This window comes from Comamonas sp. 23 (assembly GCF_049601575.1).
In the GTDB taxonomy this organism is placed as follows: domain Bacteria; phylum Pseudomonadota; class Gammaproteobacteria; order Burkholderiales; family Burkholderiaceae_C; genus Comamonas; species Comamonas squillarum.
The window spans coordinates 3,073,148-3,095,296 of sequence record NZ_CP187127.1 but is presented as its reverse complement, the minus strand read 5'-3'; the positions used below and the strand labels follow the sequence as shown (position 1 = coordinate 3,095,296).

Annotated in this window: 16 protein-coding genes and 2 tRNA genes; 12 read left to right on the top strand and 6 right to left on the bottom strand. The window is 62.9% G+C overall.

The genetic code is table 11. The annotated features are described in order from the left end of the window. Positions 1–101: 101 nt before the first annotated feature. The 8 genes from ACPEE1_RS13975 to ACPEE1_RS13940 all read left to right on the top strand — a co-directional run bounded on the left by ACPEE1_RS13975 (position 102) and on the right by ACPEE1_RS13940 (position 11,611). Positions 102–2,348: a TonB-dependent receptor gene (locus ACPEE1_RS13975; RefSeq protein ID WP_423933299.1), complete on the top strand. Its 2,247-nt coding sequence runs from the start codon at positions 102–104 to the stop codon at positions 2,346–2,348. Between the two features lie 29 nt (positions 2,349–2,377). Beyond that, entirely contained in the window at positions 2,378–2,935 is a 558-nt protein-coding gene (locus ACPEE1_RS13970) for a sigma-70 family RNA polymerase sigma factor (RefSeq protein WP_423933296.1), read from the top strand. Positions 2,936–2,945: 10 nt separating this feature from the next. Then, positions 2,946–3,935 (top strand): FecR domain-containing protein, encoded by a 990-nt coding sequence (locus tag ACPEE1_RS13965; protein ID WP_423933294.1) that lies wholly within the window; start codon positions 2,946–2,948, stop codon positions 3,933–3,935. 153 nt (positions 3,936–4,088) lie between these two features. Then, positions 4,089–6,566 carry a TonB-dependent siderophore receptor gene (locus ACPEE1_RS13960; RefSeq protein ID WP_423933292.1) on the top strand — a complete coding sequence of 826 codons (2,478 nt, stop codon included), beginning with the start codon at positions 4,089–4,091 and terminating at the stop codon, positions 6,564–6,566. A 1,106-nt stretch (positions 6,567–7,672) separates the two neighbouring features. Continuing rightward, entirely contained in the window at positions 7,673–8,653 is a 981-nt protein-coding gene (gene msrP, locus ACPEE1_RS13955; protein WP_182340834.1) for a protein-methionine-sulfoxide reductase catalytic subunit MsrP, read from the top strand. A gap of 15 nt (positions 8,654–8,668) precedes the next feature. Then, positions 8,669–9,307 carry a sulfite oxidase heme-binding subunit YedZ gene (locus tag ACPEE1_RS13950; protein ID WP_423933289.1) on the top strand — a complete coding sequence of 213 codons (639 nt, stop codon included), beginning with the start codon at positions 8,669–8,671 and terminating at the stop codon, positions 9,305–9,307. 112 nt (positions 9,308–9,419) lie between these two features. Then, positions 9,420–10,130 (top strand): winged helix-turn-helix domain-containing protein, encoded by a 711-nt coding sequence (locus ACPEE1_RS13945; RefSeq protein WP_423933287.1) that lies wholly within the window; start codon positions 9,420–9,422, stop codon positions 10,128–10,130. Continuing rightward, entirely contained in the window at positions 10,127–11,611 is a 1,485-nt protein-coding gene (locus tag ACPEE1_RS13940; RefSeq protein WP_423933284.1) for a sensor histidine kinase, read from the top strand. Before ACPEE1_RS13945 ends, ACPEE1_RS13940 begins: the two co-directional genes overlap by 4 nt. 123 nt (positions 11,612–11,734) lie before the next feature. Here the strand turns inward: ACPEE1_RS13940 and ACPEE1_RS13935 are convergent. The 4 genes from ACPEE1_RS13935 to ACPEE1_RS13920 all read right to left on the bottom strand — a co-directional run bounded on the left by ACPEE1_RS13935 (position 11,735) and on the right by ACPEE1_RS13920 (position 13,668). Beyond that, positions 11,735–11,825, bottom strand: a tRNA-Ser gene (locus ACPEE1_RS13935). A gap of 87 nt (positions 11,826–11,912) precedes the next feature. Next, positions 11,913–12,003: transfer RNA gene (locus tag ACPEE1_RS13930), tRNA-Ser, on the bottom strand. A 120-nt stretch (positions 12,004–12,123) separates the two neighbouring features. After that, positions 12,124–13,038 (bottom strand): SPFH domain-containing protein, encoded by a 915-nt coding sequence (locus ACPEE1_RS13925; RefSeq protein WP_021028801.1) that lies wholly within the window; start codon positions 13,036–13,038, stop codon positions 12,124–12,126. A 189-nt stretch (positions 13,039–13,227) separates the two neighbouring features. Then, positions 13,228–13,668, bottom strand: coding sequence for an NfeD family protein (locus tag ACPEE1_RS13920; RefSeq protein WP_116927369.1), 441 nt, complete (start codon positions 13,666–13,668; stop codon positions 13,228–13,230). A gap of 159 nt (positions 13,669–13,827) precedes the next feature. Here ACPEE1_RS13920 and ACPEE1_RS13915 point away from each other — a divergent pair, with 159 nt between their 5' ends. After that, positions 13,828–16,386, top strand: a complete 2,559-nt coding sequence (locus tag ACPEE1_RS13915; protein WP_232539319.1) for an arginine/lysine/ornithine decarboxylase — start codon at positions 13,828–13,830, stop codon at positions 16,384–16,386. A 111-nt stretch (positions 16,387–16,497) separates the two neighbouring features. Here ACPEE1_RS13915 and ACPEE1_RS13910 read toward each other — a convergent pair whose 3' ends face one another. Continuing rightward, a complete protein-coding gene (locus ACPEE1_RS13910) occupies positions 16,498–17,394 on the bottom strand; it encodes a DNA ligase (protein ID WP_423933280.1) in 897 nt (298 codons plus the stop codon). Between the two features lie 131 nt (positions 17,395–17,525). After that, positions 17,526–19,346, bottom strand: coding sequence for a lipid A export permease/ATP-binding protein MsbA (gene msbA / locus ACPEE1_RS13905; protein ID WP_409935150.1), 1,821 nt, complete (start codon positions 19,344–19,346; stop codon positions 17,526–17,528). Positions 19,347–19,467: 121 nt separating this feature from the next. Between msbA and tolB the strand changes: the two genes are divergently transcribed. The 3 genes from tolB to ybgF are packed head-to-tail and all read left to right on the top strand — an operon-like array spanning position 19,468 to position 22,148. Next, positions 19,468–20,781, top strand: a complete 1,314-nt coding sequence (gene tolB, locus ACPEE1_RS13900) for a Tol-Pal system beta propeller repeat protein TolB (protein WP_423933277.1) — start codon at positions 19,468–19,470, stop codon at positions 20,779–20,781. A 59-nt stretch (positions 20,782–20,840) separates the two neighbouring features. After that, positions 20,841–21,377: a peptidoglycan-associated lipoprotein Pal gene (gene pal, locus ACPEE1_RS13895; protein ID WP_116927366.1), complete on the top strand. Its 537-nt coding sequence runs from the start codon at positions 20,841–20,843 to the stop codon at positions 21,375–21,377. Between the two features lie 9 nt (positions 21,378–21,386). Beyond that, positions 21,387–22,148 carry a tol-pal system protein YbgF gene (ybgF, locus tag ACPEE1_RS13890; RefSeq protein ID WP_423933274.1) on the top strand — a complete coding sequence of 254 codons (762 nt, stop codon included), beginning with the start codon at positions 21,387–21,389 and terminating at the stop codon, positions 22,146–22,148. Position 22,149 lies beyond the last annotated feature (1 nt).

The window sequence follows — 22,149 nt, the reverse complement described above, 5'->3', positions numbered from 1 at the left end:
AACACTTCCCTCTGGCAAAGCCCCTGATTTGCGCCAGTTTTCCGAGCCGTGCAAATGCATGATTGATAATCAGTCTCATTTGCTTCTTGGCTGGTTGTTGTATGTTGTTCTCTTCCCGTTTTGCGCTCCACCCGGTGGCGGGCGCAGTTGCTCTGCTGGTTTATTTTACCGCTGTCCCCGCTTTGGCTCAAACCCAGGAGGGCGCTGCTGACACAGCCACCGCCGCAGCGGCGCCAGCTGCCGGCGAAGACAGCGTCTTGCCGACCGTGACCGTCAACGCCAGTGCCGATGCATCGGCGCAAGGTCTGTCCAAGGCCTATGCCGGCGGCCAGGTGGCGCGCGGCGGGCGTGTGGGTATTCTGGGCACCGAAGACATCATGAACACGCCGTTCTCCACGACGGCCTATACCCAGGATCTGATCCGCGACCAGCAGGCGCGCAGCGTGGGCGATGTGCTGCAAAACGATGCCTCGGTGCGGGTCTCGCGCGGTTTTGGCAACTTCCAGGAATCGTATTTTGTGCGCGGCTTTGTGCTGGGCTCGGACAGCATTGCCTACAACGGCCTCTACGGTCTGCTGCCGCGCCAGTATGTGTCGGCCGAGCTGTTTGAGCGCGTAGAGCTGCTGCGCGGCGCCAGCGGCTTTTTGAATGGGGCATCGCCCGCCGGTGACAGCATTGGTGGCGCCCTGAACCTGCTGCCCAAGCGCGCCTCGAACGAGCCGCTGACGCGGGTCAGCGTGGGTGGATCGAGCGGCGCGCAAGGCTATGCCGCGGCCGACATCAGCCGCCGCTTTGGCCCCGACCAGGCCACCGGCCTGCGCCTGAACGTGGCCAAACGCAAGGGCGATACCACGATCGACGACGAAGGTGTCGATCTGAGTGTGGTGTCCTTGGGGCTGGATTGGCGCTCCAGCAATCTGCGCCTGTCGGCCGATGTGGGCTACCAAAGCCACAAACTGACCACGCCACGCCCCAATGTGACCTTGGGTGCCGCAGTGACCCAGGTGCCCAGCGCCCCGGACAACAGCAAAAACTTTGCCCAGCCCTGGACCTATTCGAACGAGCGCGACAGCTTTGGCTCGGTGCGCGCCGAGTACGACATCAACAGCCGGCTCACCGCCTGGGCGGCAGGCGGTGCACGCTTTGGCCGCGAGCGCAACTCGCTCGCCAGCCTGACCCTGAACAATGGCAGCACCGGCAGCGGCACCCAAGGGCGCTTTGACAATACCCGCGCCGATGACATCTTTACCGGCGAAGTGGGCCTGCGCGGCAAGCTGACCACCGGCAGCATTGGCCACAGCATCGTGCTGGCGGCCTCGGCTTTCTCGGACAAGCGCAAGAACGCCTTCTACTCGCAGCCGGCCGCCAGCGCGCTGGCCACCAATCTGTACAACCCCGTCTATGGCGCGGCACCGCCCTTGGGCACCAGCTCGAACGACCTGGATGACCCGGCCGTGCAGGCCCGCATCAAGCTGTCGAGCCTGGCCTTGTCGGACACCCTGTCGATGTTCGACGAGCGCCTGCTGCTCACCCTGGGCGTGCGCCACCAGGCCATCGAGACGCAGACCTTTGCCTATAACACCGGCATTGCAGCGCCCAAGGTGGACAAGAGCCGCACCAGCCCGATGGCGGCCGTCGTCTTCAAGCCGGCCGAGCGGGTATCGCTCTACGCCAACTACATCGAAGGCCTGACCCCGGGCGAGATTGCACCGGCGCTGTCGTCGGGCTTGCCGGTGGCCAATGCCGGCGCGGCGCTGGCACCCTATGTCTCCAAGCAAAAGGAAGTGGGCTTGAAGTGGGATGGTGGCGATATTGGCGCGGGCCTGGCCTGGTTCACCACCGACAAGCCGCGTGTGTTCCGCAATTCCATCTCGGGCGTCTACGGCCCTGAAGGCATGGACCGCCACCGTGGCCTGGAGCTCAATGTGTTTGGCCAGGTCACACGCGGCCTGCGCGTGCTGGGTGGCGTCACCTGGCTCGATGCCAAGCAACTGGCCGATGGCAACAACCCCAATGCCGGCAAGCGCGTGATTGGCGTGCCCCGCCAGCAGGGCAATCTGGGGCTGGAGTGGGATGTGCCCGGCGTGCGGGGCCTGAGCCTGGATGGCCGCGCCGTGGCCACCGGCAGCAGCTATGCCAATGCGACCAATACCTTGCAGGTGGCAGGCTGGACTCGGTTTGACCTGGGTGCGCGCTACCTGACCGAAATCGATGGCCGCCTGGTGACCCTGCGCGCCAGCGTGGAGAACGCGGCCAACCGCAACTACTGGGCCTCGGTGGGTTCGACCGGCTACTTGGTGCTGTCCAACCCGCGCACCTTCACGGTCAGCGCCAGTGTGGACTTCTAAGCGCTGACAGCCGGACTGCGGTTTGCCCCATGACTGCGACCAGCCCCTTGCCCCTGCAGCCCGTCCCCATGCTGCCCGATATTGCCGCGCTCTATGTGGAGCACCATGGCTGGCTGCAAGGGTGGCTGCGCCGCAGGCTCGGTGATGCACACCAGACAGCAGACCTGGCGCAAGACACCTTTGTGCGGCTGCTGAGCCCGGCTGCCAGCCATGGCGATGCCAGCGCGGCCGTGCCGCCGGCCGCTGCGCTGCGCGCCCCGCGTGCCTACCTGGCCACGGTGGCCAAGCATGTGCTGCTCAACCACCTGCGCCGCCAGTCGCTGGAGCAGGCCTATCTGCAGGCGCTGGCTGTGTTGCCCGAGCCCGAGGCTATCTCGCCCGAGCGGCAACTGGTCATTCTGCAGGCTTTGCAGGAGGTCGATGCGATGCTCGATGCACTGCCGGCCAAGGTAAGGGCGGTGTTCATCCTCTCGCAGATTGACGGCCTGACCTATGCCGAGATTGCCCAGGTACTGGGCGTGGGCCTGCGCTCGGTCAAGCGCTATATGGCCCAGGCCATGGCCGAATGCATTTTGCTGGCGGACTGAGGTGCCCGCCATGAGTGCCTGGAATCCGCCGCCCGTGGCCGCGCCCCTCATCACCCGCGAGGTGGCGATGCAGGCGGCCGAATGGTTTGTGCGCCTGCAAGAGGAGGCCGGCAGCGCCGGTGCCCAGGCGGAGCTGGCGCGCTGGCGGTCGCAATCGCCTGCGCATGAGCGTGCCTGGCAACGGGCGATGGCCGTCAGTCTGCAGGCGGGCTCCATTCCGGCATCGCTGGGCGCGCCCGCGCTGTCTCGGCCCCAGCGCCGTGCCACGCGCCGCGATACCGTGCGCGCGCTGGCGGTGCTGATCACGGCAGTGCCAGCGGGCTGGCTGGCCTGGCGCATGGCGCCGGTGCAGCAGTGGACGTCCAGACATGCCACGACCACTGGCGAATGGCGCAGCTGGACGCTGGCCGATGGCAGCCGCATGGTGCTGGACACTGCCAGCGCGGCCAATGTGCAGTTCGACGCGCTGCAGCGCCGCATCCATCTGCGCGCTGGCGCGCTCTATGTGGAGACAGCGCCCGATCCGCAGGCCAGCGCAAGGGCTTTTTTGGTGACCACCGAGCAGGGCGAGATACGCGCACTGGGCACACGCTTTAGTGTGCGCTGCGGTGATGGCTACAGCGATGTGGCCGTGCAGCAGGATGCCGTGGAGGTACGCCCACGCGGCGGCGCAGCAGCACTGCGCTTGCAGGCCGGCCAGCAACTGCGCTTTAGCGACAGCGAGGCAGGGCAGCCACAGCTTGCCCAGGCCGGGGCCAGCCAGTGGACGCAAGGTGTGCTGGTGGCCGACAACATGCGCCTGGATGCCTTTTTGGCCGAGCTGGGCCGCTACCGCAAAGGTTGGCTGCGTTGCGACCCGCAGGTGGCGGCGCTGCGCATCTCGGGCGCGTTCCAGCTAGCCGATACCGACGCGGTGCTGGCCAACCTGGCCCATCTGCTGCCGGTGCAGATCAGCGCCCGAACCCCTTACTGGGTCACGGTGCTGCCCTTGCGGCACTGAGCTTTTAAAGAATTTTCTGCCAAGTTGGCCCCTTTGGGCGCGGTCGGCTGTCCTGCATAGAGATAGCGAATTGATCTGTACCGACCCCAAGCAGGAAGCCTTATGCCAACCGTTTTTCATCGTCCCCAAACCACCCCCGCGGGAGCGCTGCCCATGCCATCTACGGTGGCCCGCGCGGTGCAAGCCGCCGTCATCACCATGGGTGTCAGCGCCATGATGGGGCTGGCCGTGCCGGCCCAAGCCCAAACCGCCGCCGAGCAGGCCCCTGCAGCGGCGGGCGCGGCGCAACCGCTGCAGGTGCCGGCCGGGCCACTGCCAGCGGCGCTGGTGGCCTTTGCATCGCAAACCGGTGTCAGCGTCAGCGGCCCGCCCGAGCTGGTGAGCGCCGCGCAATCGCCCGGCGTGCGCGGGCAGCTGCCCGTGGCCCAGGCGCTGCAGCTGCTACTGGCGGGAACCGGGCTGGAGGCCGTGCCTGCGGGCGACCGCTCCTATGTGCTGCGCAAGCGCGCAGCGGCCAGCCAGGGCCCGGCGGCGGGCGAGATGGTGCTGGCGCCGGTGGTGGTGCAGGCCCAGGCCGACCGGGTGGCCGCCTCGGAGCATACGGGCTCTTACACGGCAGCGGAATCCAGCACGGCAACGCGCATGGGCTTGTCCTTGCGCGAGACGCCGCAGTCGGTGACGGTGATCACCCGCCAGCAGATGGACGACCAGGGCCTGAGCAACCTGCCCGAGATTCTGGACAAGGTGACCGGCATCACGGTAGGCCGCAATGACAGCGAGCGCGCGACCTTCTACTCGCGCGGCTTTGCGGTCGAGAACTTCCAGTTCGACGGCATGCCCAATACGATGAACTCGGCCAACCAATACACCACCTCGTTGGCGGACAGCGCCATCTACGACCGGGTGGAAGTGGTCAAGGGCGCCACCGGCTTGCTGACTGGCGCGGGCAACCCGGGCGCGGTTGTCAACCTGGTGCGCAAGCGGCCGACCAAGGAGTTCCAGGCATCGCTGGAAGGCGGTGTGGGATCCTGGAGCAAGCAGCGCGGTGTGGCCGATGTATCGGGCCCCTTGAATGCCGATGGCAGCCTGCGTGCCCGCGTGGTGGCCGCCGCGCAAAATGCCGATTCACATGTCGACTACTACAGCCGCGATACGCGCAACTTCTATGGCATCGTCGAGGCCGATCTGGCGCCCCGCACCACGGCAGCGCTGGGCATTGACTACATGCAGACCCGCGCTGACGGCGCAAGCTATGGCCATCTGCCGCTGTTTTTCTCGGATGGCACGCAGACGCATTTTCCGACCTCGCTCAACCCTGCTGCGCGCTGGTCGTACTGGAACAACGACAGCACCAACCTGTTTGCCGATCTGAAGCATGTGTTTGACAACCGCTGGAAGCTGGAGCTGGCAGGCAGCCACCTGCGCCAAAGCCGCGATGTGAAGGTGGGAGTGGCCGCCTATGGTTCGCTGGACAAAGAGACAGGGCTGGGCCTCAATATGCTGTCGGCCAAGATTCCCACGACCTCGACCACCGATTCGCTCAATGCCGTGCTGTCGGGCCCGTTCGAGCTGCTGGGCCGCAGCCATGAGCTGACCTTGGGCGCGGGGTGGTCGCGCGAGCGCCGTGGCGCCCCCGGCTACACCACCAGCTATGACGCGGTGGGCAATTATTTTGACTGGCATGGCAATGCGCCCGAGCCTCAACTGGACCTGGTCAGCGACCGCGACACGCGCGTCACCGAAAAAGGCGCGTTTGGCGCCGTGCGTCTGCGCCCCACCGATGCGCTGTCCGTCATCCTGGGTGCACGGCTGAGCTGGTACCGCCTGGTCGATGGCGAGACCGATCTGGCCAGCAGCGTCTACACGCTCAACGACCGGCTGAAGGTGAGCCACAAAGTCATTCCTTATGCCGGCGTGGTCTATGACTTCAGCAAGCAGTGGTCGGCCTATGCGAGCTACACCGATATCTTCAACCCGCAGACCTACTACAAGGATGCGGGCGGTGCGGCGCTGCCGCCGCTCACCGGCAAGAGCCAGGAGATCGGCATCAAGGGTGCGCTGCTGGATGGCAAGCTCAACACCTCGGTCGCGCTGTTCCACACCCAGCAAAACAATGCCGCGCAGTATGTGGATTCCAACCCCGCCACTGGCGAAGAAATCTACATCGCGGCCAAGGGCGTCAAGAGCCGGGGCGTGGAGATGGAGGTCTCCGGCCAGGTCACCCCGGCCTGGAATGTGTACGCGGGCTATACCTACCGCGAGTCCACCCTGGGCTACCAGCCCGATGTGATCCTGAGCGCTGTCAACACCAACCAGCCCAAGCACCTGGTCAAGCTCAGCACCAGCTACCGCCTGCCCGGCCAGTGGAACCCCGTGACGGTGGGCGGGTCGCTCAGCTGGCAGAGCGAGACCTACTACCAGCAAGCGGGCGACACCCAGTGGCGCGCCACCCAGCCGGCCTACACCTTGCTGGGCCTGATGGCGCGCTGGGAGGTGGACTCGCACCTGTCGGTAGCGCTGAACCTGAGCAATGTGCTGAACAAGACCTATATGCCAGGCATGGGCTCGTATGGCACGGGCGTATATGGGGATCCGCGCAGCTATTACCTGTCGGCGCGCTATAAGTTCTGAGGGTCACACTTAATGGCGCTTGATGACGAGTGGCAAAACACTGCACACGTAGTGGTGTGCGCCTAGCCTGAGGATCATCATTCCTTTGCCGCAAGCCTGGGGTTGTGAGGGCCCTGGGCCCAGTAGTGCACCCCTCTACCGCTGGGCCACCGGTATGCGCAAGCGCCGTTACCGGCACGAACGGAGCCAGTGAGTCAAGTCATGCAATCTGAGCATGCTTTGATCTTCAGCAGCGGCGGCGGCGCTCACTTTACTGCATCTGACTTGCTGCAGCAGCGGCCCCTTTCATCCAAGCTGATCCTACTAGTTGGCAGCCTTGAATTCGACGCTGGGGGCCCATTCATGCACCGTACTGGCAGGTTCATTGCTTCAAGCATTTTGGAGGCTCCTCTCGTGATAATCAACGCGACCTAAGGTAGCTCCGCAGATATCGATGACGTCACGGTAGGAGAGCCACATGGCAGGGATTTCTGGCTGGGGGCTTATTACAACGAACCATCGGATGCTTCGTCGCACAATGTCCCCGGGAGTCCACTCTAAGGAAGCAAGGCCATACAGCCATCGCGGCCTGGCGGGCTTTCTGCTCCATGGTGCAATTCCGCTGCAGGCCATGCTGGCAAGGTATAAAGCCATCAGCGGCAGCGTCTACGGCATTCCGTTTCAGGGGAATAATCATGCCTAGTTATGCATAGCCATCAGCGGTATGCTTTGTCCACTCAGCATGTAACCGGTCTTGTTTGGCCAGGATTTACACGGACATAGATCTGCATGGCATCTTTCAGTGTTTGTCTGATAGCACTGTATGTAAGGGCCATCTCAGAATGGGACGGGATTTGTGTGCAAGCTCATCTGCGCTGGGCGGCGATAGGCGGATCTGAATGGTCGGTGCCACGCTTTCGAGGGTGGTCTTGTTTTCTGTGCGCTAGAGATCCGGCACCAAAGCGGACGCTGGCAGGCATTCCAAACAGGTTATTTATAACTTTTTGTTTAACAAATACTGAGCAGCGCTTGAAATTTTTGCGCTGCAGATGGTGTCTATTAGAGGTAACCGAGGCAGGCCCACTGGCCTGCCTCATCCGCATCTACCGACTTCAGGAGCGATACCCATGCTGATACGTACCAACAACGCGGGTTTTGACCACGGCAGCAGCAGCGACATCACCCCGCAGCACCTGTATTTGAGCCGGCGCGACTTGCTCAAACTGGGGGCCGCTGGCGGCTCGGCGCTGGCCGCAGGCGGGGCTTGGGCACAAGCGGCCAGGTCCGACGGCACGCAGCCGATCAGCACCGTGCGCTCGACGGTGCCCGGCGCCATGTCGATGGAGACACCGACGTCCTTTCAGGATGCCAGCAGCTACAACAACTACTACGAGTTCGGCCTGGACAAAAGCGACCCGGCGCGCTACGCCCACACCTTGCAGACACGGCCCTGGACCGTGCGGGTCGAAGGCCTGGTCAACAAACCCAAAACCTTTGACATCGAAGAGCTGCTCAAGCTCAGCGCCCAGGAAGAGCGCATTTACCGGCTGCGCTGTGTCGAGGGCTGGTCGATGGTGATCCCCTGGGTGGGCTACTCGCTGTCCAAATTGCTGGCGCAGGTGGAGCCCCAGGGCAGCGCGAAGTATATAGAGTTCGTGACCTTGGCCGATCGCAAGATGATGCCTGGCCTGAACAGCAGTGTGCTCGACTGGCCCTACACCGAGGGCCTGCGCATGGACGAAGCCATGCACCCGCTCAGCCTGCTGGCCTTTGGCATGTACGGCAAAACCTTGACCCCGCAAAACGGCGCACCGGTGCGCCTGGTGCTGCCCTGGAAATATGGCTTCAAAAGCGCCAAGAGCATCGTGACCATCCGCGTGGTCGAGAAGCAGCCGGGCACCGCCTGGAACAAGGCGGCGCGCAATGAGTACGGCTTTTACTCGAATGTGAACCCGGATGTGCCGCACCCGCGCTGGAGCCAGGCGACCGAGCGCCGCATTGGTGAAGGCGGCCTGTTTGCCAAGCGCCACAAGACCTTGCTGTTCAACGGCTACGAAGCCCAGGTGGGCCAGCTGTACGCTGGCATGGATCTGCGCAAAGACTACTGATCGGTGTCCCTGCCCATGGCAAAACCTTCGCGCTTTTCTGCCAAAGCTGTGCAGCGGCTGCTGCTGCATGTATTGTGCCTGGTGCCAGCGGCCTGGCTGTTTTATCTGGCCGCCACCGATGGCCTGGGGGCCAATCCGGCTGAAGCGCTGCTGCGTTCGCTGGGTGACTGGGCCATCCGCTTTATCTGCTTTGCGCTGGCAGTCACGCCATTGCGCCAGTGGCTGCGCTGGAACGGGTTGGCAGCCTACCGCCGCATGCTGGGCCTTTATGCCTTCTTCTACGCCAGCTTGCACTGGCTGGCCTATGTGGTGTTTGACATGGGGGTGGATTGGCCCGCCATCGTCGACGACCTGATCAAGCGCCCCTTTATCCTCGTGGGCACCTTGGCCTGGCTGATCCTGCTGGCGCTGGCCATTACCTCGGTGCCCAGGATCATCCGGCGCATGGGCGGCAAACGCTGGCAGATGCTGCACCGCGCGGTGTATGGGGCGGCTGCGCTGGCCGTGCTGCACTTTTGGTGGATGCGCTCGGGCAAGAACAACTTTGCCGAGGTGTGGCTCTACGGGCTGATCCTTGCCGGGCTGCTGGCGGCGCGCTGGGTTTTTCAAAAGCGCAAGCAGATGCAAGTGGCGGCCAAGGCTGCCGGGGTCTGACTGGATTGGCCATTTCAAGCGCGCCTGCCTCCGGCGTTTGCGGGCGCGGCGCCTGGGTTTGCAGCCAAGTGCCGATGCCAGCAGACCGCACGATGTACCGCACAATGACAGCATGAACCCCAGCAAACGTATCTTGATCGTGGAAGACGATGCTCCCATTGCGGAGCTGCTGCAATTGCACCTGCGCGACGAGGGCTATGAGGTGGTGCACATGGCCGATGGCGACGCGGGCATGCAGGCCTTGGAGCGGGGCGGTTGGGATGCATTGGTGCTGGATTTGATGCTGCCGGGCGTGGATGGCCTGGAGATATGCCGCCGCGCCCGCGCGATGGCCTATTACGTGCCCATCATCATCACCAGTGCCCGCTCCAGCGAGATGCACCGCATCCTGGGGCTGGAGCTGGGAGCGGACGACTACCTGGCCAAGCCATTCTCGGTGCTGGAGCTGGTGGCCAGGGTGCGCGCGCTGTTGCGCCGCAGCCAGGCCTTGGCCCAAAACGCCCGGTTGGATGCCGGTGTGCTGGTGCTCGGCAATCTAGAGATCGACCCGCTATCGCGCGAGGTGAAGGTGGGTGGATCCCAGGTGGAGCTGACACCGCGAGAATTTGACCTGCTGCATTTTTTTGTGCGCCATCCGGGCAAGGTGTTCTCCCGGTTTGACCTGCTCAACCAAGTCTGGGGCTACCGCCATGATGGCTACGAGCACACAGTCAACACCCATATCAACCGCTTGAGAGCCAAGATCGAAGCCGATCCTGGCAGCCCCAAGCGCATTCTGACCGTATGGGGCCATGGCTACAAATGGGCGGAGGAAGTGCCATGAAGCTCGCATCCACCACCTTGGCGCAGCGCCTGACCCTGGTCTTTGTGCTGCTGCTGTTGGCTTGCAGCGCGGCCACGGTCTGGCTGCAGATGCGGGTGTCCGACCAGCGTGAGCAAGAGGTGGTGCAGCGCCTGTCGCAGGATCTGGCCGCGCGCATTGCCCGCTATCCGGAGCTGATGCGTGCCGATGGCCTCAACGCCGGGGCCAGCCGCGAGCTGTTTGGCAAGCTGATGCAGGTCAACCCGAGCGTCGAGGTCTACCTGCTCGATGACACAGGTGCCATCCAGGCTTACGATGCGCCGCAAGAACGGATTTTGCGCCAAAAGGTGGATCTGGAGCCCTTGCAGCGCCTGTTCAGTGGCGCGGCCCTGCCGGTGTTGGGGGATGATCCCCGCAGCATGACCGAGCGCAAGGTGTTCAGCGCAGCGCCATTGATGCAGGGCGGCCAGCGTTCTGGCTATGTCTATGTGATCCTGCAAGGCCAGGGGCGTGACAACCTGGCAGCCCGCGTGAGCAGCGATGGCGCGCTGCGCACACTGCTCTGGTCGCTGCTGGTCGTGGTGGTGCTGGGCGCCGTCGCTGCAGCCGTAGCCTTTGGCATGATTACCCGGCCGCTGCGGCGCCTGACGGCGGCCGTACAAGAGCTGCAAACCGATGGCCTGGCCGATCTGCCCCAGGCCCAGGCCAAGCTGCAAAAAGCCGCGCATGGCGGAGCCGATATCGCTGTGCTTAGCCAGGCCTTTGCGCAGCTGGCGCAACGCACCTGGGAGCAGTGGCAAAAGCTGCGCACCCAAGACCAGCAGCGCCGCGAGCTCTTCGCCAATATCTCCCACGACCTGCGCACGCCTTTAACGTCATTGCATGGCTATCTGGAGACCCTGCAGATCAAGGCCGATGTGCTATCGGCAGACGAGCGCCGCCGCTACCTGGGCATCGCGCTGGACCAAAGCCGCAAGGTCGGTGACCTGGCGCAAAAACTGTTTGAGCTGGCGCGGCTGGAATACGGCGTGGTCAAGCCCGAGCCCGAGCGCTTCTTTCTGCCCGATCTGCTGCAGGACGTGTTCCAGAAGTTCGAGCTGGCCGCCGAAGCCAAGGCGCAGCGCCTGCACGCCGTGATTGACCCGGATCTGCCCCCCGTCACTGCTGATCTGGGCATGCTTGAGCGCGTGCTGGTCAACCTGATCGACAACGCCATCCGCGCCACGCCGCCAGGCGGCGATATCCATGTGGAGCTGCGTGCCGCAGAGCAGGGCCGCATCAGCGTGACGGTGCAGGACACCGGGCCAGGCATACCGCCCGTGCTGCGCGACAGCCTGTTCGAGCGCCCCACCTTGAGCCGCATGCACAGCCGCAGCGATGGGCGGTCTGGAGGGCTGGGGCTCATGATCGTGCACCGCATATTGCAGCTGCACGACAGCTCGATTGAGCTGCTCAGTGAGGCAGGGGAGGCGGGGGCGCGGTTTCGGTTTTATTTGCGCTAGGGCTACCTGAGCGCATCACGTTGAAAACAAAAGGCTGCAAACCGAAATTTGCAGCCTCTGTTTTGTGCGCCTCTGGCAGCGCCAGATTCAAAAGCCTTTGCAAGCTGCTGAATCCATTATCTGTGGCGGAGAAGGCGGGATTCGAACCCGCGGTGGGCTATTAACCCACACACGCTTTCCAGGCGTGCGACTTAAACCACTCATCCACCTCTCCGCATGTTTTGTACGTTTTACATCCTGTGGTGGCCAGGAAATAAAAAGCCAAGCGTGGACAGCTTGGCTGACAATTTCACCTGTTGACTGGCGGAGAGGGCGGGATTCGAACCCGCGGTGGGCTATTAACCCACACACGCTTTCCAGGCGTGCGACTTAAACCACTCATCCACCTCTCCAGTCGGTGAAGCGTGTATTCTAGCCTGAAATTTGGCGCCTTCCAGCAAAGCGGGGGCTTGTTTGGCAAAAATGCAGCGCGGCCCCAGCGGGCAAGTGCTGCATTTGCGTTGGCCAAGCGGTTACTGGCCCTTGCCGGTCTGGATCATGCGCATGGCCGAGGTGATCAGGCTGGAGACCTCGGTCATGTTGCTCGGGACGACCAAGGTGGTGGTCGCGTCGCTCGCCAGCTTGCCGTAGGCGTGCACGGCCTGCTCGGCCACCTTCAGCTGCACGGCTTGCTCGCCGCCGGGCTGGCGGATGGCGGTCGCAATGCGCTCGAGCGCCTGGGCGGTCGCATCGGCCACCGCAGTGATCGATGCGGCCTCGCCTTGCGCCTTGTTGATGGCGGCTTGCTTCTCACCTTCGGAGCGGGCGATGAAGGCTTCGCGCTCACCGGTGGCGATATTGATCTGTTCCTGGCGGCGGCCTTCGGAGGCGGCAATCAGCGCGCGCTTTTCACGCTCGGCAGTGATCTGGGCTTGCATGGAGCGCAGGATTTCTGCCGGTGGCGTCAAATCCTTGATTTCGTAGCGCAGCACCTTCACGCCCCAGTTGAGCGCGGCCTCGTCGATCGCCGAGACGATCTGGGCATTGATCATGTCGCGCTCTTCAAAGGTCTTGTCCAGTTCCAGCTTGCCGATCACGCTACGCAGCGATGTCTGGGCCAGCTGGGTGACGGCCATGATGTAGTTGGACGAGCCGTAGCTGGCGCGCATCGGGTCGGTCACCTGGAAGTACAGGATGCCGTCCACCTGCAGCTGGGTGTTGTCGCGCGTAATGCAGACCTGGCTGGGGACATCCAGCGGAATTTCCTTCAAGCTGTGCTTATAGGCGACTTTGTCGACAAAGGGAATGATGAAGCGCGGGCCGGGGGCCAGGGTGCCGGCGTAACGGCCCAGGCGCTCTTTGACCCAGGCGTGCTGCTGGGGCACGATCTTGACGGACATCGCAATGAAGATGATGGCGATGACAAATATGATGATGGCGACTTCCATGGACTCTCCTCATGGACGCACTGCTAAGTGCAACGCGCCCGTTTTTTCGGTGATTGGCTGGGGATGGCTCCCTGGCTCAACGGTCTTGGCCATTACACCACGCGGGTGTGACGGGCCAAGTGGCGGTGGTGGGGCATGGGTTGGGCTGCGCCTGTTATGTTTTGTTGCCCCGGTGATGGGAATACGCGCTTAGTGCGCGGCGGGCTCGGCAGGTTCCACCAGCAGGCGGTTACCGTCGAGCCGCACCACGCGGTAGGCGCCGGGCAGCGCAGGGTGTTGGCCCAGCAGTGCAGCCGTCCAGGGCGCGCCGCGGTAGCGCACCTGGGCGCAGCGGTCGGCATCCCAGTGTTCGATGTGGACCAGCTCGCCAATGTCCAGGTGCATGTCCTGATCGCGCTCACCCGAGAGCAGCGAGCCGCGGCGTTTTTGCCGCAGGTAGCAGGCCAGCACGGTGGCTGCGCCCACGATGGCGGCGACCAGGATCTGCGTGACTTCATTGGCACCCAGGTGCGCAGCGATGGCAGCGGCAGCCATGCCAATGGCGACCATCAGCAAATACAGCGTGCCGGTGAGCAGCTCGGCGACGACGGCCAGGCCGGTCAGCAGCCACCACACGGTTGACATCTCCATAGCTCCCTCCTTGTTCGATTAGGTTTGTTGTCCGATTGTGCGATATGCCGACCAATTTTGCGGCAATTGATGCAGGATACATAAAAAGGTCGTGCAAATTCCGTACACTTCGCGCCTGTTTCGATTGTTTTAGTGAGGCCCGCCCCTGCGGGAACGCCCATGAAGTTTCGCTTTCCCATCGTCATCATTGACGAGGACTTTCGCTCGGAAAACACTTCCGGCCTGAGCATCCGCGATCTGGCGCATGCCATCGAGGAGGAGGGCTTTGAGGTGCTGGGCGTGACCAGCTATGGTGACTTGAGCCAGTTTGCGCAGCAGCAAAGCCGCGCCAGTGCCTTCATCCTGTCGATCGACGACGAGGAGTTCCAGCTCGGCGGCGGTGATGACCTGATCGTGCACAACCTGCGTGACTTCATCACCGAAGTGCGCCGCAAGAACCCGGATGTGCCGATCTACATCTATGGCGAGACCAAGACCAGCCGCCACCTGCCCAACGACATCCTGCGCGAGCTGCACGGCTTCATCCACATGTTCGAGGACACGCCCGAGTTCGTGGCCAAGCATATCCTGCGCGAAGCGAAGAACTATCTCGAAGGCATCCAGCCGCCGTTTTTCAAGGCGCTGCTGGACTACGCCGAAGACGGCTCCTACAGCTGGCACTGCCCCGGTCACGGTGGCGGTGTGGCGTTTTTGAAGAGCCCGATTGGCCAGATGTACCACCAGTTCTATGGTGAGAATATGCTGCGCTCGGACGTCTGCAACGCCGTCGAAGAGCTGGGCCAGCTGCTGGACCACAACGGCGCGATTGGCGAGAGCGAGCGCAATGCGGCGCGCATCTTCAATGCCGACCACTGCTTTTTTGTGACCAACGGTACCTCGACCTCCAACAAGATGGTTTGGCACCACACGGTGGCACCGGGCGATGTGGTGGTGGTTGACCGCAACTGCCACAAGTCCATCCTGCACTCCATCATCATGACGGGTGCGATTCCGGTGTTCTTGAAGCCCACGCGCAACCACTTCGGCATCATCGGCCCGATCCATGAGAGCGAGTTCTCGCCCAAGACCATCGAGGCCAAGATCGCTGCCAACCCGCTGCTCAAGGGTGTCGATCCAAAGGCCGTCAAGCCGCGTGTGCTGACGCTGACGCAATCGACCTACGACGGCGTGCTCTACAACACCGAGACCATCAAGCAAAAGCTCGATGGCTATGTCGACAACCTGCACTTTGACGAGGCCTGGCTGCCGCATGCCGCATTCCACCCCTTCTATGGCAGCTACCACGCCATGGGCAAGAAGCGCGCGCGCCCGAAGCACTCGGTGGTCTATGCCACCCAGTCCATCCACAAGCTGCTGGCCGGTATCAGCCAGGCATCGCACGTGCTGGTGCAGGACAGCCAGACGCAAAAGCTGGACTTCAACCTGTTCAACGAGGCGTACCTGATGCACACCTCGACCAGCCCGCAGTACAGCATCATCGCCAGCTGCGACGTGGCCGCTGCGATGATGGAGCCGCCCGGTGGCACCGCGCTGGTGGAGGAGTCGATCCTCGAGGCGCTCGACTTCCGCCGCGCCATGCGCAAGGTCGACGATGAGTTTGGTGAGGACGACTGGTGGTTCCAGGTCTGGGGCCCAGAAGCCCTGGCTGACGAAGGCGTGGGCTCGGCCCAGGACTGGATCATTCGTGGCCCGGACGCATCGCGCAAGACCAAGGGCAAGAACGGCAAGGAGTTCGACAACTGGCACGGCTTTGGCGATCTGGCCGATGGCTTCAACATGCTGGACCCGATCAAGTCCACCATCGTGACGCCGGGTCTGGACCTGGACGGTGACTTTGACGAGACCGGTATCCCCGCATCCATCGTCACCAAGTACCTGGCCGAGCACGGCGTGGTGGTGGAGAAGACGGGCCTGTACTCGTTCTTCATCATGTTCACCATCGGCATCACCAAGGGCCGCTGGAACACCATGTTGACCGCGCTGCAGCAGTTCAAGGACGACTACGAGAAGAACCAGCCGATGTGGCGCATCCTTCCCGAGTTCTGCCAGCAGCATAAGCGCTATGAGCGCATGGGCCTCAAGGACCTGTGCCAGCACGTGCACCAGCTCTACGCCAAGTACGACATCGCCCGCCTGACCACGGAGATGTACCTGTCGGACCTGACGCCGGCGATGAAGCCTTCGGACGCCTTTGCCCACATCGCCCGCCGCAAGACCGAGCGTGTCGAGATCGACCATCTGGAAGGCCGCGTCACCGTGGGTTTGGTCACGCCATACCCACCCGGTATTCCGTTGCTGATTCCTGGCGAAGTCTTCAACAAGAAGATCGTGGACTACCTCATGTTCGCGCGTGAGTTCTCCAAGCTCTGCCCAGGTTTTGAGACCGATATCCACGGCCTGGTGGAGCTGGTGGACGAAGAGAGTGGTGAGGTGCGTTACTACGCCGATTGCGTGGCGCTGGACGCCAGTGACCAGGCCGTGCAAACCCAGGTGGTTTCTGCACCGGTGGCTTCGTCCAAGAAGCGCAGCCCCATGCTGGAAGGCAAGGCGCCCGCGTCGTCGGCCAAGAAGCGCACCACCGCTGCGATGAAGAAATCGCTCAAGGCGGAAAAGCCGATGGGTGATGCCAGCGAAGGTGTTGTCTCGCCGGTGGCCAAGACCCCGCAGGCAGCGCCCAAGCCACGCCGCGTGGCCAAGCCGCGCTCGCCCAAGGTCTGACCGGGCAGGTGAGTAGTGGCGGGGGATGTTGAGTCCCCTGCGTCACGCTTTCCTCAGCTCAAAAGCAGCGCAGAGGCGCTGCTTTTTTTATGCCCGCACATGACTCATGGCTCATGGTGTGCTTGCCACTTCGCCCGCAGGGGAGGGTGGCATGCCTTCTTCCCTCACGCGCCAGAAGGTGGCAAAGCGCGGCTTGCCGCTGTCGTGCAGGCCACGGTAGCGGTAGGTCACCCAGCTGCCGATGGCGGGTGGATCGAGACGCTGGGCATCGCTCAAGCCACTGCCCAGCTTGAAGTCGATGCCATCAATGGTGCGTACCAGCAAGGCGCCCGTCATGCCTTCGTATTTGCCGCGCCCGGGTGCATAGCCCATCACCTGGGCCTCGGCATCCTCATGCGGCTTGAGTTTGAGCACATCGCCACTGCGGCCGCTGCGGTAGACGGCGCTGGCCTTGTGCAGCATCAGCCCTTCACCCCCGTCGCGCACGATGCGCCGCATCTGTGTCATTAGGCGGGCTTCGTCGGTCTCCTGCCATTGCGGTGCCGCCTGAACCCAGGGCTGCTGCACGGCAGCGACGAACTGCGCAATGGCTGGCAGGCGATCGCTGAAACTGCCTGGCGCGGCGGGTGCGTCAAACACCATAAAGTGCAGGTCCTGCCAGTCGGCATCCTCAGGCTTGGCTTTGCTGGTGATGGATTGGGCACGGGCAAACTGGCCGCGCCCGGCCCATAGCTCACCTTCCATCGGCGTGGCAGGCCAGCCGGCGGTGTACCAAGTGGGCGCGTGGATGGCAGTGCCCTGGCGCGTCCACAGCGCTTGGCCATCCCAGTAACCGCGCACGCCGTCGTATTTCTCGCTCACCCAGTACTGCTGCAGGTCCAGTCCGCCGGGGTACTTTTGCGCAAGCCACAGCGCGGGTGGGCTGTTGGCCTGTGCCAGCACAGACCAGCAGCACAGCAGGGTGGCCAGCCACAGCTGGCGCCACCAGGGATGGACAGGGACACGCATGCAGCCTCCTCGGGCAGCGGCCGGGGTGGCCGCCTATCCGCATGCTAGCGGCGATAGCCAACACCTGCCAACCGCCGCTGTGGTTTGGCGCGGTAAGCAGATGTTGGGTTGCGCGGGGATGCCTAGGTGGTTCAGTGCGGACGAGACTGCAGCCGCGCGTACAGGCCGCCCAGGTCAAGCAGTTGCTGGTGCGTGCCTTGCTCGACCACCTGGCCGCGCTCCATCACCACCACGCGGTCTGCGTGTTCGATGGTGGACAGGCGGTGGGCGATAACCAAGGTGGTGCGGCCCTGCATCAGGCGTGAGAGGGCTTCTTGCACCAGGCGCTCGGATTCGGTGTCCAGCGCCGAGGTCGCTTCATCGAGGATCAGGATCGGCGCATTTTTGTACAGCGCCCGGGCAATGGCCAGGCGCTGGCGCTGGCCGCCAGACAGCTGGTTGGCATTGTGCCCAACGATGCTGTGGATGCCCTGGGGCTGACGCTCGACAAAGTCCTGCAGGTTGGCGGCAGCCAGACATTCGAGCAGGCGTTTTTCATCGATGTCCTGGCCCAGCGCCACGTTGGCAGCGATGGTGTCATTGAACATCACCACATCCTGGCTGACCATCGCAAACTGGTTGCGCAGGTTGGGCAGGTCCCACTCGGCCAGGGCCACGCCATCAATGCTGATCTGGCCGTCGCTGGGCTCCACAAAACGCGGCAGCAGGTTGACGAGCGTGGTCTTGCCAGCGCCCGAGGGGCCCACCAGCGCCACGACTTCACCGGGGTGGATGGTCAGGCTCAGGTGGCGCAGCGCCGGGGCTTTGTCTTCGCCAAAGGCCACGCTGACATCCTGCAGCGCGATGGCGCCACGCGCTTGTTCGGTCTTGTAGCCACCGCCTTGCTCTGGCGGGATTTCCTCGAGCAGACCGAGGCCGCGCTCCAAGGCGGCAACGCCTCGCGTGAGCGGATTGGCCACATCGGCCAGGCGACGGATAGGCGCAATCAGCATCAGCATGGCCGAGATAAAGGCCACAAAGCCGCCAACGGTCACATCCTTGGCATTGATGCCGGTGGTGCGGCTTTGCCACAGCGCAATGCAGATCACCGCAGACAGCGCAACAGCGGCCAGCAGCTGGGTGAGCGGCGTCATCGCCGCCGAGGCGATGGTGGCCTTGATGGCGAGCTGGCGCAGCTTGCGGCTCAGAATCTGGAAGCGACCGGACTGGCTGGACTGGGCGGCGTGGATGCGCACCATGCGGTGCGCGAGCACGTTCTCCTCGACCACATAGGCCAGCTCATCGGTGGCTTGCTGGCTGGCCTTGGTGATGTGGTAGAGGCGCTTGGAGAGCTTTTTCATGATCCACGACACGCTGGGTAGCAGTACAGCCACGATCAGGGTCAGCTGCCAGTTGAGGTAGAGCAGGTACATCAACAGCGCAATGACGGTGAAGCCATCGCGCGAGAGCATCAGCAAGGCCTGCACGATCAGGGTGGAGCCGTTTTGCACCTCATACACCACGGTGTTGGACAGCGCACTGGCAGACTGCTTGGTAAAGAGCCCCAGGTGCGCATCAAGCACCCGGCCAAAGAGGTTCTCGCGCAGGCGCATCATGCCGTCATTGGCAATGCGCGCCAGCGCATATTGGTTGATGAACTGCGCCAGGCCTCGGATGAAAAAGACGCCGACGATGGTCACAGGCACAGCCCACAGCGGCAAGGTGCCACCGGTAAAGCCCTGGTCGAGCAAAGGCTTAAGCAGGGCCGGGATGGCCGGCTCGGTGCCCGCTACAACGATGGTCGCGAGAATGGCAAGCACCCAGGTCCAGCGTTGGTAGCCAAAGTAGGGCGCCAGGCGCGACAGGCGTGCGCGCAGTGGCATCTGCGCAACGCTGCCAGCCGGTTTGTGGCCTTCGGTGCTGGAAGATGCCTCAGACGCACGTGCAGAAGATGGTTTTTCGGTTGTGGACATGTAGAGGTGATTCTAAAATGCACGGCTGTCGACGTTGGACGATAATAAAGAATTTGTGGGGTGTGTAACATCCTGCAGCCTTCAGGGCTTGTCATGCATAGCGCATTTATGATGGTCGGTAATGACTAAAACACGCTTCCCATCTCTCATCTCGGAGGCGGCCAAGCCGCTCTTCCATCGTCGTCACGTACTGGGTGCTGCGCTCGCAGCCCCTGCAGTCCCCGCCCTGGCGCAGTTCCGGGTTGAGATCAGTGGCGTTGGCATCAAGCAAATCCCCATCGCCTTGCCCAAGTTTCGGGACGAAGATGCGTCGCCGCAAAAGATCTCTGCGATCGTGCAGGCCGATCTGATCCGCAGCGGTCTCTTCAAGCCCGTTGACGCATCGGGCGAACAGCTGGACGAGAGCTCTCGCCCCGATGTGGCCAGGTGGTCATCCGCCGGCGCCGAGTACCTGTCGGTCGGCAGTGTGAGCCGTGGCGCCAATGGCTTTGACGTGCGCTTTCGCTTGTGGGATGCCGTCAAGGGCGCCGACATGGGCGGTCAGAGCTACAGCGTGCCGCAGGCGGATCTGCGCTTGGTTGCGCACAAGATCTCGGACTACATCTACGAAAAAATCACCGGCGAAAAGGGCGTGTTCTCGACCCGCATTGCCTATGTGACCAAGGCCGGTCCGCGCTACACCCTCTGGGTAGCCGATTCGGATGGCGAGAATGCACAGTCGGCACTGGCCAGCCCCGAGCCCATCATCTCGCCCACCTGGTCGCCTGCCGGCACGCAACTAGCCTATGTGTCTTTCGAGTCGCGCAAGCCCGTGGTCTATGTGCACGAGGTCTCGTCCGGCCGCCGCCGCCTGATCGCCAATTTCCGTGGCTCCAACAGCGCGCCAGCCTGGTCGCCCGATGGCAGCACCTTGGCGGTGACCTTGAGCCGCGATGGCGGCTCGCAGCTCTACACCATCCCTTCGAGCGGGGGTGAGCCTCGCCGTCTGATGCAAAGCAGCGGCATCGACACCGAGCCAACGTACTCCAAGGATGGCCGCTATATCTACTTCGTCAGCGATCGCGGCGGTGCGCCGCAGATCTACCGCGTGGGCGCGCAAGGCGGCGGTGCAGAGCGCGTGACGTTCAGCGGGTCCTACAACATTTCTCCTTCCATCAGTCCTGATGGCAAGACACTTGCTTACATCACCCGCGCCGGTGGTGGATATAAATTGCAGGTCATGGATCTGGCTTCCAGCACTGTGGCGTCGGTCACCGACACCACGAGCGATGAAAGCCCCAGTTTTGCTCCGAACAGCCGACTCATCGTCTATGCAACCCGCGAAGGCGGTCGTGAAGCCCTCATGACCACGACGCTGGACGGCAAGATCAAAGCACGACTGGCAGGGCAGAGCGGAGACATACGGGAGCCCGATTGGGGCCCATACCAGCCCTAAGATTGGTTTTTGGCGAGTCAATTATTTTTATACGAGAAATTCGTTTCGGAGAGTTTTACATGTTGTCATTGAAGAAAGCTTCGCTGGCCCTGGTGGCCGCTGCCGTGTTGGCTGGTTGCAGCTCTGCGCCTCCGCTGGATAACGCACCTGTGGAAGACAAGGGTGCTGCTACCGCCGGTCAAGGCGCTGGCGCCGGTGGTGCTGGCCAAAGCACCGTTGGTGGTGTGGACCTGAACAACAGCGCAGCCAACGGCCAAGGCCCTGTCGGCGTTGCACGCATTGTGTACTTTGACTTCGACAGCTACTCGGTCAAGCCCGATGCGCAATCGATGCTGGACGCACATGCACGTTTCCTGAAGGCCAACCCTTCGCGCAAGGTCATGCTCGAAGGCAACACCGACAACCGCGGTGGCCGCGAGTACAACCTGGCCCTGGGCCAAAAGCGTGCTGAAGCCGTTCGCCGTTCGCTGAACGTGCTGGGCGTGAGCGACAGCCAACTCGAAGCCGTGTCTTTCGGCAAGGAAAAGCTGGCTGCTGAAGGTAGCTCGGAAGATGCGCACGCACAAAACCGCCGCGTTGAACTGAACTACCGTTAATAAGGCTCCATGAACCTCACTCGCAGTACTCCCCGTTGGATTGCACTGGCCGCGTTGATGGCCTGTGCAAGCACCTCCCAAGCCGCTTTGTTTGAAGATGGCGACGCACGTCGCGCCATCATTGAACTGCGCCAGCGTGTCGATCAGCTGACGCAAGGCTACAACCAAAATGGTGAGGACACCTCGCAAGTGCGTCGCAGCCTGCTGGACTTTCAATCGCAGATTGAATCCATGCGTGGCGAGATGAACAAGTTGCGCGGTGAAAACGAGACGCTGCGACGTGAGGTTGCCGATCTGAAGCGCGGTCAGACTGATTTGGCCAAGGGTGTCGAAGCCCGGCTCCAGCAGTTTGAACCCGTTTCGGTCACCGTAGATGGACAGGAGTTCAAGGCCGATCCTGCCGAAAAGCGTGATTTCGAAGCCGCGCTGGGCGTGTTTCGCACCGGCAAGTTTGCCGATGCCGCTGGCGTGTTCAGCAGCTTCATCCAGCGCTACCCCAAGAGTGGCTATGTGCCATCGGCACGCTTTTGGTTGGGCAACGCGTACTATGCCACCCGCGACTACAAGCCGGCCATCGACAATTTCAAGCTGATCCTGGCCCAGGCGCCCGAGCATATGCGTGCGCCTGATTCGGCACTGTCCATTGCCAACTGCCAGATCGAGCTCAAGGACACCAAGGCCGCCCGCAAGACCTTGGAAGACCTGATTGCTGCCTACCCGCAAAGCGATGCGGCAGCGGCTGCCAAAGAGCGCCTCTCCAAGCTGAAGTGAT

What these genes read in the sequence shown, in the direction of transcription:
- ACPEE1_RS13975 (WP_423933299.1), top strand. Translation starts at nt 102, where the DNA reads ATGTTGTTCTCTTCCCGTTTTGCGCTCCACCCGGTGGCGGGCGCAGTT.
- ACPEE1_RS13970 (WP_423933296.1), top strand. Translation starts at nt 2,378, where the DNA reads ATGACTGCGACCAGCCCCTTGCCCCTGCAGCCCGTCCCCATGCTGCCC.
- ACPEE1_RS13965 (WP_423933294.1), top strand. Translation starts at nt 2,946, where the DNA reads ATGAGTGCCTGGAATCCGCCGCCCGTGGCCGCGCCCCTCATCACCCGC.
- ACPEE1_RS13960 (WP_423933292.1), top strand. Translation starts at nt 4,089, where the DNA reads ATGCCATCTACGGTGGCCCGCGCGGTGCAAGCCGCCGTCATCACCATG.
- msrP (WP_182340834.1), top strand. Translation starts at nt 7,673, where the DNA reads ATGCTGATACGTACCAACAACGCGGGTTTTGACCACGGCAGCAGCAGC.
- ACPEE1_RS13950 (WP_423933289.1), top strand. Translation starts at nt 8,669, where the DNA reads ATGGCAAAACCTTCGCGCTTTTCTGCCAAAGCTGTGCAGCGGCTGCTG.
- ACPEE1_RS13945 (WP_423933287.1), top strand. Translation starts at nt 9,420, where the DNA reads ATGAACCCCAGCAAACGTATCTTGATCGTGGAAGACGATGCTCCCATT.
- ACPEE1_RS13940 (WP_423933284.1), top strand. Translation starts at nt 10,127, where the DNA reads ATGAAGCTCGCATCCACCACCTTGGCGCAGCGCCTGACCCTGGTCTTT.
- ACPEE1_RS13925 (WP_021028801.1), bottom strand. Translation starts at nt 13,038, where the DNA reads ATGGAAGTCGCCATCATCATATTTGTCATCGCCATCATCTTCATTGCG.
- ACPEE1_RS13920 (WP_116927369.1), bottom strand. Translation starts at nt 13,668, where the DNA reads ATGGAGATGTCAACCGTGTGGTGGCTGCTGACCGGCCTGGCCGTCGTC.
- ACPEE1_RS13915 (WP_232539319.1), top strand. Translation starts at nt 13,828, where the DNA reads ATGAAGTTTCGCTTTCCCATCGTCATCATTGACGAGGACTTTCGCTCG.
- ACPEE1_RS13910 (WP_423933280.1), bottom strand. Translation starts at nt 17,394, where the DNA reads ATGCGTGTCCCTGTCCATCCCTGGTGGCGCCAGCTGTGGCTGGCCACC.
- msbA (WP_409935150.1), bottom strand. Translation starts at nt 19,346, where the DNA reads ATGTCCACAACCGAAAAACCATCTTCTGCACGTGCGTCTGAGGCATCT.
- tolB (WP_423933277.1), top strand. Translation starts at nt 19,468, where the DNA reads ATGACTAAAACACGCTTCCCATCTCTCATCTCGGAGGCGGCCAAGCCG.
- pal (WP_116927366.1), top strand. Translation starts at nt 20,841, where the DNA reads ATGTTGTCATTGAAGAAAGCTTCGCTGGCCCTGGTGGCCGCTGCCGTG.
- ybgF (WP_423933274.1), top strand. Translation starts at nt 21,387, where the DNA reads ATGAACCTCACTCGCAGTACTCCCCGTTGGATTGCACTGGCCGCGTTG.